Annotated in this window: 12 protein-coding genes, 1 tRNA gene and 1 pseudogene; 6 read left to right on the top strand and 8 right to left on the bottom strand. The window is 40.0% G+C overall.

What is annotated here, in order from left to right; all coding sequences use genetic code 11:
• The first annotated feature begins 125 nt into the window (after positions 1-125).
• Positions 126-869: an NADPH-dependent oxidoreductase gene (locus tag BACFIN_RS12050; protein WP_007751905.1), complete on the top strand. Its 744-nt coding sequence runs from the start codon at positions 126-128 to the stop codon at positions 867-869.
• A 68-nt stretch (positions 870-937) separates the two neighbouring features.
• Here the strand turns inward: BACFIN_RS12050 and dnaA are convergent, their stop codons facing one another.
• The 3 genes from dnaA to BACFIN_RS12065 form a co-directional block, all read right to left on the bottom strand.
• Complete coding sequence (gene dnaA / locus BACFIN_RS12055) at positions 938-2,359, bottom strand: chromosomal replication initiator protein DnaA (protein WP_007751902.1); 1,422 nt, start codon at positions 2,357-2,359, stop codon at positions 938-940.
• A gap of 351 nt (positions 2,360-2,710) precedes the next feature.
• Entirely contained in the window at positions 2,711-3,604 is an 894-nt protein-coding gene (locus BACFIN_RS12060) for an MlaD family protein (protein ID WP_007751899.1), read from the bottom strand.
• Positions 3,605-3,612: 8 nt separating this feature from the next.
• On the bottom strand, positions 3,613-4,788 hold the full coding sequence (locus BACFIN_RS12065; RefSeq protein ID WP_007751891.1) for an N-acetylmuramoyl-L-alanine amidase family protein: 1,176 nt from the start codon (positions 4,786-4,788) through the stop codon (positions 3,613-3,615).
• A gap of 81 nt (positions 4,789-4,869) precedes the next feature.
• Between BACFIN_RS12065 and BACFIN_RS12070 the strand changes: the two genes are divergently transcribed.
• On the top strand, positions 4,870-5,826 hold the full coding sequence (locus BACFIN_RS12070; protein WP_007751882.1) for a bile acid:sodium symporter family protein: 957 nt from the start codon (positions 4,870-4,872) through the stop codon (positions 5,824-5,826).
• On the opposite strand, the gene BACFIN_RS12075 is transcribed toward BACFIN_RS12070, so the two are convergent.
• Entirely contained in the window at positions 5,820-6,983 is a 1,164-nt protein-coding gene (locus BACFIN_RS12075) for an exo-beta-N-acetylmuramidase NamZ family protein (RefSeq protein ID WP_007751874.1), read from the bottom strand. The genes BACFIN_RS12070 and BACFIN_RS12075 overlap by 7 nt on opposite strands.
• Positions 6,984-7,050: 67 nt before the next feature.
• On the opposite strand from BACFIN_RS12075, the gene BACFIN_RS12080 reads away from it, so the two are divergent.
• Both BACFIN_RS12080 and BACFIN_RS12085 read left to right on the top strand, forming a co-directional pair.
• Positions 7,051-7,587 (top strand): HDIG domain-containing metalloprotein, encoded by a 537-nt coding sequence (locus BACFIN_RS12080; protein ID WP_007767021.1) that lies wholly within the window; start codon positions 7,051-7,053, stop codon positions 7,585-7,587.
• Positions 7,588-7,676: 89 nt separating this feature from the next.
• Positions 7,677-10,385, top strand: a complete 2,709-nt coding sequence (locus BACFIN_RS12085; RefSeq protein ID WP_007751869.1) for a putative LPS assembly protein LptD — start codon at positions 7,677-7,679, stop codon at positions 10,383-10,385.
• Positions 10,386-10,465: 80 nt separating this feature from the next.
• Here the strand turns inward: BACFIN_RS12085 and ung are convergent, their stop codons facing one another.
• Both ung and asnA read right to left on the bottom strand, forming a co-directional pair.
• Positions 10,466-11,128 carry a uracil-DNA glycosylase gene (gene ung, locus BACFIN_RS12090; protein ID WP_007751867.1) on the bottom strand — a complete coding sequence of 221 codons (663 nt, stop codon included), beginning with the start codon at positions 11,126-11,128 and terminating at the stop codon, positions 10,466-10,468.
• Between the two features lie 5 nt (positions 11,129-11,133).
• Positions 11,134-12,171, bottom strand: a complete 1,038-nt coding sequence (gene asnA, locus BACFIN_RS12095) for an aspartate--ammonia ligase (protein ID WP_007751865.1) — start codon at positions 12,169-12,171, stop codon at positions 11,134-11,136.
• Between the two features lie 219 nt (positions 12,172-12,390).
• Here asnA and BACFIN_RS12100 point away from each other — a divergent pair.
• A tRNA-Arg gene (locus BACFIN_RS12100) sits at positions 12,391-12,463 on the top strand.
• Between the two features lie 557 nt (positions 12,464-13,020).
• On the opposite strand, the gene BACFIN_RS12105 is transcribed toward BACFIN_RS12100, so the two are convergent.
• Both BACFIN_RS12105 and BACFIN_RS20695 read right to left on the bottom strand, forming a co-directional pair.
• Complete coding sequence (locus BACFIN_RS12105) at positions 13,021-15,873, bottom strand: bifunctional fucokinase/fucose-1-phosphate guanylyltransferase (RefSeq protein WP_007751863.1); 2,853 nt, start codon at positions 15,871-15,873, stop codon at positions 13,021-13,023.
• Between the two features lie 18 nt (positions 15,874-15,891).
• Positions 15,892-16,585, bottom strand: a pseudogene (locus tag BACFIN_RS20695) (HAD family hydrolase).
• A gap of 102 nt (positions 16,586-16,687) precedes the next feature.
• Between BACFIN_RS20695 and BACFIN_RS12110 the strand changes: the two are divergent.
• Complete coding sequence (locus BACFIN_RS12110; protein ID WP_032839490.1) at positions 16,688-17,188, top strand: DUF5035 domain-containing protein; 501 nt, start codon at positions 16,688-16,690, stop codon at positions 17,186-17,188.
• Positions 17,189-17,275: the final 87 nt, after the last annotated feature.

Below are 17,275 nucleotides of genomic sequence, written 5' to 3'. Positions count from 1 at the left end.
GTGTTTGATAAACAATGGAATCTGCTTTTTGTTTAAAGGTTAAAGTTTTCCAAAAAGAAAACTATTCTGTTCTGTAGATATAGCAAAATAGATTTTTCTTTTTGTATCTTTGCAATAAAAAAGAAATGTTTGAAACCGTAAAGAACAGAAGGACTATCAGGAAATATCTATCGAAGGATATTACTCCTGATTTGTTAAATGATTTGCTTGAAACTTCATTCCGAGCTTCTACGATGGGAGGTATGCAGCTTTATAGTGTGGTTGTGACTCGTGACGCTGAAATGAAAGAGAAGCTTTCACCAGCTCATTTTAATCAGCCTATGGTGAAAAGTGCCCCTGTTGTACTTACTTTTTGTGCTGATTTTCGTCGCTTTTCAAAATGGTGTGAGCAAAGAAAAGCTGTACCTGGCTATGACAATTTAATGTCTTTTATGAATGCGTCTATGGACACTCTGCTTGTCGCACAGACTTTTTGTACGTTGGCAGAGGAGGTAGGGCTCGGAATTTGCTATTTGGGGACCACTACTTATAATCCTCAAATGATTATCGATGCACTCCGGTTGCCTGAATTGGTGTTTCCTTTGACGACAATTACAGTCGGTTACCCGGATGGAATTCCTGCACAGGTTGATCGCTTGCCTTTGGAAGCTGCTGTGCACGAGGAAATGTATCATGATTATACACCGGAAGAAATAGACAAACTCTATGCTTATAAAGAATCATTGCCTGAAAGCAAACAATTTATAGAGGAGAATAAGAAAGAAACTCTAGCCCAGGTCTTTACAGATGTTCGTTATACGAAGAAAGATAATGAGTTTATGTCTGAAAATCTATTAAAGGTGCTTCGTCGGCAGGGATTTTTGAAATAATAGTGAACTGAAATAATGGTTAGTGATTAGTGAATAGGTTTGTGAAGCATGAATCATGAGCCTAATCACTAGTCATTAATTCCTTTTCTTTTTAGTAACGCTTCAATTTCCTGCACTTCTGCGTTAAAACTCTTATCTACTTCCAGTTGTCCTTTCACGGTTTTGCAAGCGTGAAGTACGGTTGCGTGGTCTTTGTTGCCAATGAATTTACCGATCTTAGAAGTTGAAAAGTCTGTGTGATTTTTAGCTAGATACATGGCAATCTGACGCGCTTGCACCACTTCTCTCTTTCTGGATTTAGTATGTATAGCTGCAGGCTCCAAGTCGAAATGTTTACATACTACCTTAAGGATATCATCTATGGTGACGGCTTTCGTTTCATTGTGAACAACGCCGTGCACGATATGTTGAGCCAAATCCATATCTATTTCCTTATTGAAAATAGTAGAACGTGCCATGATAGCAATAACGATACCTTCCAAGTCACGTACGCTTTCATTCACATTTTCGGCAATATAATCGATTACCTCCTCTGGAAATTGGAGTCCATCGCGGTGTATTTTATTGCGCAGAATATTTTTGCGAAGTTCTACGGTCGGTTTTTCCAATTCAGCTACCATACCCCATTTGAAACGGGTAAGCAAACGTTCTTCAATACCTTGCAACAATACAGGAGCACGGTCGGAAGTTAATATAAGCTGTTTGCCGTTCTGATGTAGATGATTGAAGATATGGAAGAAATTGTTTTGTGTTTTGGTAACACCGGCAAATTCCTGAATATCATCAATGATTAAAACATCGATGGTCTGATAGAAATTAATGAAGTCGTTGGTTGTGTTGTTACGTACAGAGTCTGTATATTGCACTTGGAATAAATGTGCCGATACGTACAAGACTCTTTTTTCTGGATAAATCTCTTTGATTTTCGTACCGATGGCATTAGCCAGATGTGTTTTTCCCACTCCAGAAGCTCCATAAAGGAATAATGGGTTAAAAGCAGTTCCTCCAGGTTTTAGCGCTACGGCTTCGGCTACACTTCTTGAAAGTTTGTTACTGTATCCTTCAATGAAGTTTTCGAAATTATAATTAGGATTCAAATGCGGATCTAAATCTTGAACAGCAGGAGCCTGCAAGAAATTAGGAGCTTTGTTTCCATCAAATATGTTTTTAGGAGTTACAGCCGTAGAACGATTGCTTGCTTCGAGATTCACGGTTTGGTTTGGAATCGAAGTTTTGTCTACCATGACGTTGTACATCAACTTGGTTCCTTCGCCAATGACCTTATACAAAGTCTTGCGTATTAAATCTACAAATCTTTCCTCCAGAATCTCATAGAAAAACTGGCTGGGAATCTGTAAATACAAAGTCTTGTCCTCATATTTTAATGGAACAATAGGGGCAAACCAAGTGTTGTATGTCGTATCGGGAACATTGTCTTTTATGATATCAAGACAGCGGTTCCAAAGTACGACATGATTTGATTCTATCATAGTAACTTTTAATACATTTATTAATTAAGCAAAACTTCTACGTTTGCAAAATTGGGAATCTTATTCGGAAAAAACAAATCTATTTTTTCTTGTTTTTTTCAAGTGAATAATAACATGTTTACTTTCAATGACTTATGTGTTTATGTCTTTGTACTATCACTAATCCCGCTTTTGCTATTTTGTAAGTGTCTGTTATATAGAATATTATATATAAAAGCTCTGTTTTTCTTCTCTCATTCTCATGTTTGTATAGGAATCTTATTTCGGTTTATAGATAGACATTTGAGATGCAAAAAACTTGCTTTTTATAGCAATTCGTTATTTAGATAAAATCTATATAACGGGATTTTATTACTTGTCTTTCTTTCCGAATAAGGAGAAGTGAACGTAGCGCTTCGGGTGCTCTTTCAAGTCTTTCAATAAGCCTGCTGCATTTTCAGTTGTAGCATTTAGATTATTGTATAAAGTCGGGTCGTTGAAGAGTAATCCGAGTGTGTTATCTTTGCTATTCAATTTTTCTGTAAGCATCTTTACATTGGATAATGTTTCGTCTATTTTCTTGAAAGTAGCTGCATAGTCAACTTCTTTAAGATTACCGCTGATGGTTACGAAGTTGTCTCCAATTGTATTCAGTTTGCTGGTAAGCTGTGGAATATCATTGCTCATGAGACCTTTAACCTGAGAACTGACTACGGCCAAGTTGGCAGTGGTCTTTTCTATTGAATGTAGGGTGGCAGGAATACTCTTGTCACCTAAAATTGTATTCAGAGAAATAAGGATAGAATCCAGTTTAGGTAACATTTCCTGTACTTGTGGCATTAACTTTGCCACACTTTCCATCATTCCATTATTCAGTGTACCGGGAATAGTATCTCCTACGGCATATTTTTCGCGGGGATTGTTTGCCAAAAGAATATTCATGCGTACTCCTCCCATCAGTTCGGATACCAGTTCGGCGCTACTTCCTTTAGGAATTCGTAGTTCGGTGTCCAGTTCTACTTCTACAACCACATTTCCGGGATTAGTATAATCATAAAATATATCGCGTACAATACCTACACGAACACCGTCTGCGAATACTGGGCTCGACTTAGTCAGTCCGTTAACATTCTGAAATTTAGCATAGAAATAGCTGGAAGGTTGAAACATATGTATTCCTTTCAGCCAGTTAATCCCATAAACAAGTACACACAGTGCAATGATACCTGCGATACCTATTCTGACTTCTTTTGTAATATACTTCATTTTATCTTTTATTTATTTCTTCTTTTCTTAAACTCGGCAATTGCTTCATTGACATTCATTTTTTCACCGTCTCGGAAAGCGATGATAAAAGCGTCTTTGAACTTGGCTGTAATAGTACGTTTGGTACGTAGTACCTTATTATAATCACCGGAGGCACCATATGTGTATTTATATATATCTTTTTCTTTATAATAATCTACACCTTTCAATCCTTTCAGTCTCTTGTCATTTTTAGCAAGAGGTTTAGAAGAGGTAAGTATTTGTATCTTAAACGTAATTTCATTGTCATTAGTTGCACTTTCCGCAACCTTTTGAACGGTTACGGGTCTATCATTTTCTTTCTCTATATCTTGTTCTTTTTGTTCAGTCGGTATTACAGTCTTGCTGACTCCGGTTAGCCGTATTTCGTGCTCTCTTTTATAATTGAGAAAAGCATGATAAATACCTTTAGCCATGGTTGTAGCTCCCGTTTCGGAGTTCAGATAACGTTCCTCCTCAGGGGTGGAGATGAATCCTAATTCTATCAGAATACTTGGCATGGCACTTGCTTTTAAGACGAGGAAGCCGGCTTGATGTACTCCACGGTCTAAACGTTTGCAAGTATGACGAAATTGTTTTTGCATCAAAGACGCCAGGTGCACACTTTGTTCCATGTATTTATCCTGCATGAATTCAAATATGATATAAGACTCAGCTGAGTTAGGATTGAATCCTGCATACCGAGTCTGATAGTCGCTTTCGTAGAGAATTACTGAATTTTCCCGTTTAGCTACTTCTAGATTGGCGTCCGATTTAGCCAAACCGAGTGTCCAGGTAGATGCTCCTTTTGCAGTGCGGTTGTTTGCCAATGCATTAGTATGAATAGAAATAAAAAGATCTGCTTTCGCATTGTTTGCTATTTCCGCCCTTCGATCTAGAGGGATAAAAACATCTTTGCTACGGGTATAGATCACTTTAACGTCATCACAATTGTTTTTTATCAGATTTCCTACTTTTAAGGCAACGTTCAGATTGATATTCTTTTCTTTTGAGATTTTTCCAATAGCGCCGGGGTCGTGTCCGCCATGTCCGGCATCAATGACCACGACAAAATCTTTACCCCATAAATGGCTGGTGCATAAGGGTAAGAAAAGAAGCCAGAGGCAAATGCATATATATAATATGTAGGATCTATTCAGTTTCATATTTATAATACGATGCAAATGTAGTAGAAATTTATAGAAAACTTATTATTTGCCATTAAGTTTTGTGTTTTTTTCGGTTTAATGATAGCTTTTTTCCTGAAATCTCCGTTACTTTGTGTTCCGAAGTTAAAATGTACGATGATGCTTAAGTTTTTGAAGAATTGGACATTGCCTATTGCCATGTTGGTGGGTGCTGTGGGTTATCCGTTATTTATCTGCCTCTCTTTTTTGACTCCGTATCTTATCTTTACGATGTTGCTGTTGACATTCTGTAAGATATCTCCGCGCGATTTAAAGCTTAGACCGCTTCATGTATGGTTATTACTGATTCAGATTATCGGGGCGTTAGCTGCTTATTTGCTGTTGTTCCGGTTTGATAAGATTGTGGCGGAAGGGGTGATGGTTTGTATTATTTGTCCGACAGCCACTGCTGCTGCCGTGATAACTTCGAAACTGGGTGGGAGTGCGGCAAGTCTGACCACTTATACGTTACTTGCTAATATCGGAGCTGCCATTGCGGTACCTATTCTTTTTCCATTAGTGGAGGTTCATCCTGATGTTAGTTTTTTGGAAGCGTTCTTTGTTATTTTAAGCAAAGTATTTCCTCTACTGATTTGTCCGTTTCTGGCTGCATGGTTATTGAGCAAATTTTTGCCAAAAATACATCGGAAATTATTGAGTTATCATGAACTTGCTTTCTACTTGTGGGCAGTTTCGCTAGCTATCGTGACGGCACAGACGCTGTATTCGTTATTGAATGACCCTGCGGATGGATTTACTGAAATTATGATTGCTGTTGGAGCATTGGCAGCTTGTTGTTTACAGTTCTTTTTTGGAAAGACTATCGGCTCTATTTATAACGACCGCATCAGTGGCGGACAGGCATTAGGACAGAAAAATACGATTCTAGCTATCTGGATGGCCCATACTTATCTGAATCCATTGTCTGCTGTTGCACCTGGATCGTATGTTTTGTGGCAAAATATCATTAATAGTTGGCAATTGTGGAAGAAAAGAAAGCGAGAAGAGAATCAATAAAGCAGATACTTCTTTCTCGTCTCCCGATAAGCCTGTAATTCTTTTTTCCAACTATTTCGAATAGTTTTTTCAGATTCTCCTCTGAGAATAGCTTTGCGCACCGTGTCGGTTCCCATAAGTAAATCAAACCATCGGGGTCGGGAAAAGAATCCGGCCCCTTCACCTGATATTTGATAAAAACGTAGGAAGTAGTAAAGGGTAAAACCACTAATATTCGCGTTGTTCCGTAAGTCTTCTCCATAACAAGCTATTCCTTGATGTAATGGATTCTTGTCGAATCCGGGCAGGGAACGAGGAGTGAAAACGAAACTGCCATATTTTTTATTGGGTGCACCTAATACCTGAAAGGGAAAGGTGGTTCCCCGTCCTACGCTGATGTGGGTTGCCTCAAAAGGACAAAGTGATGCATACAAACGAATAGACTGGTCATTGGGCAGATTAGGAGAAGGTTTAATCGGAAGCGAATAGGGTTCTCCATGTTTCCAGCCTGTCATTGGAATTACTTTTAATAAGCAGGCGTTTTTTTTGTTGGCAATCCATCCTTCTCCGTTTATCATTTGTGCCAGCTCGCCTATGGTACATCCATGAAGTATAGGAATGGGAAGCATACCAACAAAACTCCGATAGGGGGATTTGAGTATCGGACCGTCTATATAGTCACACGGGTTAGGCCGATCCAGTACGAGCATTTCCTTTCTGTTTTCTGCACAAGCCTCCATGACATAGTACATTGTACTGATGTAGGTATAAAAGCGTGCTCCTACATCTTGGATATCAAACAAGATGACATCAATGTCTTTTAATTGACCAGCGGTAGGCTTCTTATTATTGCCATAAAGTGAAATAATAGGGATACCGGTGCGTAGGTCCTTTCCATCCTTTACTGTTTCGCCCGCATCCGTATTGCCACGAAAACCGTGTTCAGGGGCAAATACTTTCACTATTTTTATATCCAACTTTAATAAGGTGTCGAGCAGATGAGTCTGTTCTATTCCTACAATAGAAGTGTGATTGACTACCATTCCGACACGTTTGCCTTGAATAAGTGATAAGTATTGTGCGATATGTTCTGCACCGGTTGTTATCTTACTGTGGGTATATCCTGAAGGGGATATAGCGAGTAGAAAAAAAAGAATGAGCAAAGTTCTAGCTTGCATGTCGGTATTTTTTTGTAATATTGCACAAAAATATAAATTTCTCATCAAGAGAACAAAAAAACGACACATGAATCCATACGAAATCATTGATAAGTATTATCCGGAGAATACGGAACAGCGACAAATCTTAGTAATACACAGCCTTTCAGTGTCAGGAAAGGCTATGAAGATGCTAGATGCACATCCGGAGTTGCATTTGAACCGGAGCTTTGTGAAAGAGGCCGCTCTTTTGCATGATATCGGTATCTTTCAGACAGATGCTCCGTCCATTCGATGTTTCGGTACTCATCCTTATATTGCTCATGGATATTTAGGAGCTGAAATTTTGCGTGCTGAAGGTTTTCCTCAACATGCGTTAGTTTGCGAACGCCATACAGGAGCCGGTCTTTCCTTGCAGGATATTATTGATCAGCAACTTCCGGTACCTCACCGTGAGATGCTTCCTGTCACATTGGAAGAGCAATTGATTTGTTTTGCGGATAAGTTCTTTTCTAAGACTCATTTGGATGAGGAAAAGACGGTGGAGAAAGCACGGAATAGTATTGCAAAATATGGTGAAGAAGGGCTAAACCGTTTTGACAGATGGTGCTCTCTCTTTTTATAGCACTAAAAAATAATTAAATAACGGAGATTCTAACTCATAATTGGTGAAGTTTGTGTACTTTTGCCACTTCAAGCGTAAACTATTAGTTAATGGCGCCATTGAAAGCAAGAATACTTATATCATTTATACTGCTGATTGTCTTACTGATGCTTCCCGATGAGGCTACGTCTCAACGTCGAAGGAGAGGAATGATTACCTCCAATACTGCACAAAAAGATTCACTACAAGGAAGCGATTCGTTGAAGGCAGATACGGTTACGGTACGCATTGATTCTATAGCACCTGTTAAGAAGAAGCAACCGCTCGATGCACCGGTTGTTTATGAATCCAACGACTCCACTGTTTTTACATTGGGAGGATCGGCCACACTTTATGGTAGTGGAAAAGTGAACTACCAGAATATAGAGTTAGCTGCGGAGGTTATCTCGATGAATCTTGACAGCAGTACGGTTCATGCATACGGTATTAAAGATTCTACCGGAGTGGAGAAAGGTAAACCGGTCTTCAAGGAAGGGGATACTTCTTATGATACGGAGACTATCCGCTATAATTTCAAAACTAAAAAAGCCGGGATTACCGATATTGTTACTCAGCAAGGTGAAGGTTATGTGACCGGAAGCAAAGCTAAGAAAGGGGCCAATGATGAAATCTTTATGGAACACGGTCGCTATACAACTTGCGATCATCATGATCATCCTCACTTTTATATGCAGCTGACTCGTGCAAAAGTGCGTCCTAAAAAAAATGTGGTGACAGGACCTGCTTATCTGGTTGTGGAAGATGTTCCTTTGCCATTGGCTGTACCGTTTTTCTTCTTTCCGTTCTCTAGTAGTTATTCATCCGGTTTTATAATGCCGACTTATATGGACGACTCCAGCCGTGGTTTCGGTTTGGCTAACGGAGGATATTATTTTGCTATCAGTGATATTATGGATTTGAAGATGACGGGAGATATCTTTACAAAAGGTTCATGGAGGCTTTCCGGGTTGACAAACTATAATAAACGCTATCAATATTCCGGGACGTTGCAGGCGGATTATCAGGTCACCAAAACGGGTGACAAGGGGATGCCGGACTATGCGGTATCTAAAGACTTTAAAATTGTCTGGAATCATCGTCAAGACGCTAAAGCCAGTCCGAACAGTACTTTCTCGGCCAGTGTAAATTTCTCGACCAGTAGTTACGAACGTTCTAATATCAACAACCTCTACAACTCTCAGTTGCTGACTCAGAATACGAAAACATCAAGTATCAGTTATTCACGTAGTTTTCCCGATATCGGCCTGACGCTTTCCGGGACGACCAATATCGCTCAGACAATGCGTGATTCTTCTATTGCGGTAACCTTGCCCGACCTTAATATTACATTGAGCCGTCTGTTTCCATTCAAACGTAAGAAGGCTGCGGGAGCCGAACGTTGGTATGAAAAGATATCCATTAGTTATACCGGACGTCTGACAAACAGTATTCGTACAAAGGATGACCGTTTGTTTAAAGCAGGGCTGAGCGAGTGGGAAAATGCAATGAATCATAATATTCCTATCAGTGCTACTTTTACATTGTTCAAGTATTTGCAGGTTTCTCCTTCAGTCAATTATACGGAACGTTGGTATACCCGTAAAATTAATCAGCAGTATAATGAAGTGGATCACAGATTGGAATCGTTGCCGGGTGATACGTTGAACGGTTTCTACCGAGTGTCTAACTATTCGGCAAGTTTGAGCCTGAGCACGAAGCTTTATGGTATGTATAAACCTCTTTTCGCAAAGAAGAAAGAAATACAAATCCGCCACGTATTTACTCCGCAAGTGAGTTTGAGCGGTGCTCCGGGATTCAGTAAATATTGGGAAGAATACACAGACTATAATGGTAACACGCAATATTATTCACCTTTCACTGGACAGCCTTACGGTGTGCCTTCGCGTGAAGGTTCGGGTACGGTTAGTTTCTCTATTTCCAATAATCTGGAAATGAAGTATTATGATGCAAAGAAAGATACACTGAAAAAGGTGAGCTTAATCGATGAATTTGGAGCGAGTATGTCTTATAATATGGCAGCCAAAGAACGGCCATGGAGTGATTTGAGTATGAATCTCCGTTTGAAACTGACCAAGAATTATACGTTCAATATGAATGCGTCATTCGCTACTTATGCCTACACGTTCGATAAAAATGGTAATGTGGTTACCGGCAATCGTACAGAATGGTCTTATGGGCGTTTCGGACGTTTTCAAGGCTATGGATCTTCTTTTAATTATACTTTCAACAACGATACCTGGAAGAAATGGTTCGGACCGAAAGAGGAACAGGGGAAGGATAAGAAAAAAGGAGACGAGGAGGATGAAGATTCAGACGGGAGCGATGAAGAAGAGGCTACAACTAAGAAAGTAGAGAAAGCCGCGGCTGATGCGGATGGTTATCAAGTGTTTAAAATGCCGTGGTCATTAAGTCTTAGTTACTCATTTAATATTCGTGAGGATAGATCGAAGCCGATTAATCGTCATTCAATGAGATATCCTTATACCTACACACATAATATCAATGCGAATGGAAATGTGAAGATCTCCAATAATTGGTCGCTCTCATTCAATTCCGGTTATGATTTTCAGGCAAAAGAAATTACGCAAACCTCTTGTACTATCACACGTGATTTGCATTGTTTCAACTTGTCTGCCAGTCTTTCGCCTTTCGGACGTTGGAAATACTACAATGTGACAATCCGTGCGAATGCAAGTATCTTGCAAGACTTGAAGTATGAGCAGAGAAGCCAGACTCAGAGTAATATTCAATGGTACTAAAATAGGTGAATATATAAAAAATGGCGGCATTTATTACGAAAGAAAAATGCCGCCACTTTTTATATATTATTGCAAACTTTCTACCAGATAATTTCTGTTTTTCCGTGTGCCTTCAAATAATCGTTTGCCCGGCTGAAATGTTTGTTGCCGAAAAAACCATTGTAAGCAGAAAGGGGAGAGGGGTGTGCTGATGTGAGTACTAAATGTCTGTTGCGGTCGATAAAAGCCCCTTTCTTTTGTGCGTATGATCCCCACAAGATAAATACGATATTTTCTCTATTTTCTGCTAACGTGCGGATGGCTGCGTCAGTAAAGACTTCCCATCCCCGATTTTGGTGTGAACCGGCTTGATGAGCCCGCACAGTTAGGGTAGCGTTGAGGAGCAGAACTCCTTGCTCGGCCCAACGTGTTAAGTTACCCGTAACAGGTGCATCGGTACCAAGGTCCGCTTTAATCTCTTTAAAGATATTTACCAATGAAGGAGGGAAAGGAACTCCGTCATTTACGGAAAAACAGAGGCCATGTGCTTGACCGGGACCATGATAAGGATCTTGCCCTATAATTACAACTTTCACTTTGTCGAAAGGACAAAGGTTGAAAGCATTGAAAATCAGTCTTCCCGGAGGAAATATCTGATATTGACTATATTCGCTTCTGACGAAATCCGTTAATGTCCGAAAGTAGTCTTTGTCGAATTCAGGTGCTAAATGTACTTTCCAGCTTTCTTCAATTTGTACGTTCATGATAATTATATAAGGTGAATTTCTAGTTCTTCGCATTCCTTGCGCATATCTTCAGGCCAAATACTAGCTTGTATCTCTCCGATATGGGCTTTACGAAGGTAAAACATACACAAGCGAGATTGACCGATACCTCCACCGATGGATAATGGAAGTGCGTCGTTCATCAAACGTTTATGGAAATAAAGTTCCAGTCTTTTCTCTTCTTTTTCTTCTTTTAATTGTCGTTGTAGAGCCTCCTTGTCTACACGTATACCCATTGATGATAATTCGATGGAACGTTGCAGTACATCGTCCCACAGAAGAAGGTCACCGTTTAATCCGGGTAAATTATTCAGTCCGATTGTTGTATAATCATCATAATCCGGTGCGCGTCCGTCATGTTTTTTGCCATCACTCAATTTGCATCCTATACCAATGATGAATACAGCACCGTATTTTTGGCAGATGGCATGCTCACGGCATTTAGGTTCCAAGTTAGGATAGAGTTGGCGTAACTCCTCTGAATGAATAAAATGCAGCTTTTGTGGCAAACAAGGTTTAATTTGGGGATACATTTCGTATACCATATATTCGGTGCGAATCATGGCCGCATAAATACGGTTTACGATTTCTTTTAGGAAGTGTATGTTTCTGTCTTCATCGGTGATAACGCGTTCCCAGTCCCATTGATCCACATATAGAGAATGTAGATTACCCAGTTCTTCATCCGAGCGAATAGCATTCATATCCGTATAAATGCCATATCCCGGTTCAATGTGGTAATCAGCTAAAGTTAGTCTTTTCCATTTGGCCAATGAATGAACCACTTCTGCCTGTGCGTCTCCCAAGTCTTTGATGGGGAAAGAGACAGGACGTTCAATTCCATTTAAGTCATCATTGATACCCATTCCTTTTAATACAAACAAGGGGGCTGTTACACGTCTGAGACGTAATTCGGATGATAAGTTTAATTGGAAGAACTCTTTTATTTGTTTAATTCCTAGCTCGGTCTGTTTGAGGTCGAGTAGTGGTTTATAGTTCTTAGGTTTTATCAAGTAACTCATAGGTTTGTTGAATGTTAATTGTTGGCAAAGATAGGAATAAAATTGATATATGTAATGGTAAATCTCTAAAAGATTGTCAAAATGATAAAGTATATGCTCTAAATCATTTCAAAATAACAAACTCTTAATAAGATGGATTGCCTTAAGAACTATAAAAAAAGGAGAAACATTAGGAAGATGAGAAAATTTTTTATACTTTTGCTTCGCATTTAAAAAAATGGCCCCGTAGCTTAGTGAATAGAGCGTCAGATTCCGGTTCTGAAGGTCGTGCGTTTGAATCGCACCGGGGTCACGAAGAAATCCTTTGATAATCAGTTGATTGTTGAGGGGTTTCTTTTTTGGTGACTATTATTTTAAAGTCAAAATTGGACTAAATCTTGTCTAATATGTCTTATTGTTGATCTATTGTTGACCTTAAATTCATGTTTAATTGTAAACTCCGAAGACTGAATTTACTTCTCTTTCATATTGATTTCATACCTCTTCTTTCATGAATCGATACCATCTTTTACTTTAATCTTTTACTTTAATCTTTTACTTTATACTAGCATAATTTAATCCGAATTATACAAATAAGTTGTTTAATGCAATCGATATTTCCGTATAAAATATCATTTTTGCAATGATGATAATTTGTATTAACCCTAGATTTTGCTTATTATGGAAGAAGCTGGAAAAAAGAAATGGTCTAGTATTGTGTTGATTGTTGGAGCTATCGTCTTTATCGTTCTTTTAATTTATTTTACAGTAATTTCAAGTATTAATCTGTAAACGAACCAATTATGAGAATTGAAATTTAGAGCCTGGACATGACGGATGATTCCTATGTCCAGGCTTTAATTTGAGATTTTAACTTCTTGAAATCTGAAGTCCTTTATTGGAAAGAGACATTTCTACAAAGCGGGCACGTGGATTTGGAGCCTCTTCAGTCAGAATCCGACGAATCAGTCCTGCGGCTTGTGGATCTTTGGCTACCATATACAGATAGCCACCACCACCTGCACCCGGCAGTTTATATCCTAACGTATAATCTTTGATCTTTTCGATAATGGCAGCTACTGCCGGTGGATTTGTTCCACAATCCAATGCTTGGTTCTGTATCCAAGTTTTGCCCACCAGATTGCCGAAATTAGTGAAATTACTACGGAGGATAGCTTCGCTCATATCCATAGTGTGTGCTTTCATTTCCGCCAATAGACTCAGATGTGTGCCTGAATTAAGGAACATGGAACTGACTATTTCTGCCAGAATACCTTTGGCTGTGCGGGTGATTCCTGTGTAATATAATAAGTGGCAGTCACGATAGTCGGGATGAACAAATAGCTGGTCGGGCAGCCATCGTACCAATGGATTTTGTTCGAAACCTGCTTCGGATTGAAGCAGCTTGACGCCAGAGAAGACACCGCCGTATTGATCCTGCCATCCGCCTCCTGTGGTCAATAACTGTTCCAATACAAGTGTATAACTGCAAATTTCGTTTTTATCCCAAGCCAGTCCGCAGAAGTCATTGATTGCTCCGAGTACGGTAGAAGCCAAAATAGAACTTGTTCCCAAACCTGAACCGGCAGGAATAGCTGCTAATAATGTTATTTCGAGGCCCGAACCAAAAGCTTTCAATTGCTCTTTCAGTGAGGTGTAACGTTCGGCAGAGAATGCAGGAGCGAAACCTGCCAAAGTAAGAGCGGCTTTGGGGATAGAAAACGGAGAACCTACTTTCTTGTAGTCTTGCAGTTCATCATAATTACTTATGACCTCCATAGCTCCCATATCTATAGAACGAAGAACAATGTGGAATTCCTTGCACGGTTTTACATATACCTGCAAGGGTGGCTGACCGTTTAATTCAATGGCGAGATTGACAACACTTCCTCCCGAATAAAGAGAATAAGGAGGTGTATCCGTCCATCCTCCTGCCATGTCAATTCGGACAGGGCTACGTCCCCATACGATTTGATCGGAATAAACGCTGAGTGCCGGATGATTTTTTCGTGTGGACATTGCTCCTAGTAAACCATCGCGGAGAAGTTGGAAAGCTGCTTGTTCTTCTTTCTGCCATTCGCCGTTTCCACGTAATTTCATAATCCGTGCACGGAGCATTCGGTTATGTATCCGTACCATCGGAGCCGCATCTTCTTTCAGAATGTCGGGAGTTTCCAAGTCTAAATGTACAAACTCGTTGGCAGCATCCTGTAAATCGAGCTGATAGAAAACACTCTTCTCATAATTGGCTGCCAAGCCTTTCCAATTCTCACATCGATAATTGCGACGTTGGGTGTAAAGACGTTTGAGATTGGCATTTGCCGAGATTTCATCAGCAGAAACTTTCACGGATTTCTTCCAAAGTTCTTTCCCTTTTTCTAATTGTGGTTCCGATGTCATCCACCGGAGTACTATTCCCAATTCCTGAATGGAATTGGTTCTTGGGAAGATAGCGGCCGATTGTAAATCATCCGTCCGGCCTTCGATTGCTTCCCAGTCAAGTCCTCTTTCTTGCATCCACTGTGAAAAAGGGATATTGAGATACATAGTCGTTTCATTGTTCAGGGCCCCCTTGAATATGTCATCCAACCCGTACGGGCGTGCTATGAAATCATGTTCTCCGATAGGGATGATATCGATGCAGACATTGTCAGGAATAGTTATATTCCAATGGTTTTCCGGAACTCCCGTTATGATTTGGCGAGATCCCAGTTTCCATTCTTTTCCCACATAGCTGTTTTCGATCCACAAATTAGCATTGTTGGCGGAAAGAGATATCTGTGTGATGGAATTCTGAATGAAAATAGCCGGATTCGGTTTTACTTTACGATGCATGATTTTCCGTTGGTCGCGTACCTTATCCTGTATGGTCAAAGTAGAAGATATCAATTCGTGGCTTGTGCCGTAATGATAAAATTCTCCACCGGGCAGTGGCAGGATTGCTACCGATAAGCGGTTGATTTCTTCATCTTTCGTTTTAGGGTGTTTTCCCAAAGCCAGTCCGTAGTCCGAATATAAGTCATAATAGTTAATATCGCTCGTTCCACTTTTTAATGACCGTTTCATTAATACTTCAATGGCACGGTCACTTAAAATCCAGATACCGATATCCATCAAGAAGAGATGTGTTTTCGACAGCCTTTCCAAGTCTTCAAGAGAAGGTTTCTGTAACATGAAATCGAGAATCTCCGGACTTTCCCGATTAGAAACAAACACGCCGTGATGGGTTGCTAATGAAGGATTTACCCATAAACCGTAACATACCACATCTACATTCGGAATGTCTTGCAGTGGCTTTTCCGAACGGATATATACATCGCCGCTCGCTATCAAAGTATTCAGCCCGTTGGGAGCTTGTTTCATGATTCTTTCATATAGCGGCAGTTGCAGCGACAGCAGGTTCTGTCCTAGCTTTTGTCCCCGTTCCCAACTGAAGATTGGGATCGGAGTCAGTATCTTGCCGGAAGGACCATAACTTGGCAGACGACGGCTTTGTCCGCCCGCATGGAGTAATATTCTTTTCTCTCGTCCTATCCAATCACTGAAAGGAACTTGTGGAGCAAATTCCTGATGACAGGCTTGCAGTAGCCATGTGGTTCCACCACCGGAGCCTAGTTTGCTTCCAACAGGATCAGACGTGCAAAACCAATCGGTACGATTTACTTCTTCCAGTTCATGAAAGCAATGAATTAAATTTGGGGGTACAGACAATAACTTTTGCATAGTGGAATTGGTGTTAACTTAGATAGAATCTAGGTGAATTAAGCAGTTGTCCCATTCATTGCATAAGGCTTGCATGGAAGGAAACAATAAATCAGCTCCGGAATCCAGCAGAACCTGACCATCTAACGGACCTGTATTAACAGCGATAGTGAATATACCAGCTTTATGTCCGGCTTCCACTCCTAAAGGAGCGTTTTCTATAACTACGGCTTCATCGGCTTTCAGTCTGCCTTTTTTAAGAGCCATCAAATAAGGTTCCGGATTTGGTTTCCCATATTTCACATCAAAAGCTGTTACCATCAGTTCTTTATGAAACATTCCGGGAAAGTTGTGTTCCAGCCGTTCGAGCAAAGACAACTGTCCGGAGCCTGTCACTACCATAGGAACCAGTCCTTCATTTTTTATTTTTTTGCAGCAACTCCCATGCGCCGGGCATCCGCTCGGCTTCTGTGTAAGAATTGAATAAAACACTCTTCTCTTGATAGATACTTTCTATTTCTTCCTGTGTTGCCTCCCTACCCAATTCGCGTTGGAATACAATATTGATAGTAGCGGCTCCCGTTCGTCCTTCGTGCATATAAGCTTCTTCGCGACTAAGAGTAAGTCCATGCGATTTCATTACATTATGCCAAGCTTCAGAGTGGTAAGGCATAGAGTTAAAGAGCACACCGTCCATATCGAATAGGACAGCTTTTATCTTTTTCTGAGACATATCTAAATATCTATTAATTAGTTTTGAAGCACAAAGTTACACATTTTTTGCTATTTAGAAGATAATATGTATTTTTGTAGCATTATAAAATTAGACGATAGCATGAAAAAGAGAGTATTATTACTGCTACCATTGTTTCTAGGCGCCTGCTCCGATGGTGGGGAGAGTCCTATCATTAAAATAGAGAAGCTATCTGTTAAGGTTGATTCTGACAATAATAGCGTTGAAGGAGAAGACTATGCCAATAAGATGGATAATTTGCCGACTCTGAAAGTGGGGGATGAGGTGGAAGCTCTTTTACTTTTGGACGGTAACGGAGCTGAATTAAAAACATTCAAACTTCAGAATGATGAAGAATTGGCTACTAAGCTTATTTATAAAGAGGAGGAAGTTTCGACTGAGGGAAATCTGACGGATGAAGATAAAGGGCAACTGCGTTTCAAAGACGGCGTGACACAAAGTCAGGTTATAGTTCGAGCCACCATCGAACATGTTGATGAGAACGGTGACGTGAAATTGGAATTTTATCTTTCCTCCAAAGCTGAGTGTGAAGGAGCTGAAGAAGTCATCGGACTGAAAACAACGAATGAAAAAGAAAATTGATAGCTGATTGCAGTTTATTGGTTTAAACGCAGAATTAACGCAGATTCTCGCAGATCAGACTTCTTTATAAGAAGGTTTCTTTGCGAA

Source organism: Bacteroides finegoldii DSM 17565 (assembly GCF_000156195.1).
Classification (GTDB): domain Bacteria; phylum Bacteroidota; class Bacteroidia; order Bacteroidales; family Bacteroidaceae; genus Bacteroides; species Bacteroides finegoldii.
The sequence above is the reverse complement of the archived record's forward strand: the minus strand, read 5'-3'. Positions and strand labels throughout refer to the sequence as shown.

Coding starts and splice junctions, on each gene's coding strand:
- BACFIN_RS12075 (WP_007751874.1), bottom strand. CDS start 6,983: ATGCAAGCTAGAACTTTGCTCATTCTTTTTTTTCTACTCGCTATATCC.
- ung (WP_007751867.1), bottom strand. CDS start 11,128: ATGAACGTACAAATTGAAGAAAGCTGGAAAGTACATTTAGCACCTGAA.
- asnA (WP_007751865.1), bottom strand. CDS start 12,171: ATGAGTTACTTGATAAAACCTAAGAACTATAAACCACTACTCGACCTC.
- BACFIN_RS12110 (WP_032839490.1), top strand. CDS start 16,688: ATGAAAAAGAGAGTATTATTACTGCTACCATTGTTTCTAGGCGCCTGC.
- BACFIN_RS12105 (WP_007751863.1), bottom strand. CDS start 15,873: ATGCAAAAGTTATTGTCTGTACCCCCAAATTTAATTCATTGCTTTCAT.
- BACFIN_RS12060 (WP_007751899.1), bottom strand. CDS start 3,604: ATGAAGTATATTACAAAAGAAGTCAGAATAGGTATCGCAGGTATCATT.
- BACFIN_RS12050 (WP_007751905.1), top strand. CDS start 126: ATGTTTGAAACCGTAAAGAACAGAAGGACTATCAGGAAATATCTATCG.
- BACFIN_RS12085 (WP_007751869.1), top strand. CDS start 7,677: ATGGCGCCATTGAAAGCAAGAATACTTATATCATTTATACTGCTGATT.
- BACFIN_RS12070 (WP_007751882.1), top strand. CDS start 4,870: ATGATAGCTTTTTTCCTGAAATCTCCGTTACTTTGTGTTCCGAAGTTA.
- BACFIN_RS12065 (WP_007751891.1), bottom strand. CDS start 4,788: ATGAAACTGAATAGATCCTACATATTATATATATGCATTTGCCTCTGG.
- BACFIN_RS12080 (WP_007767021.1), top strand. CDS start 7,051: ATGAATCCATACGAAATCATTGATAAGTATTATCCGGAGAATACGGAA.
- dnaA (WP_007751902.1), bottom strand. CDS start 2,359: ATGATAGAATCAAATCATGTCGTACTTTGGAACCGCTGTCTTGATATC.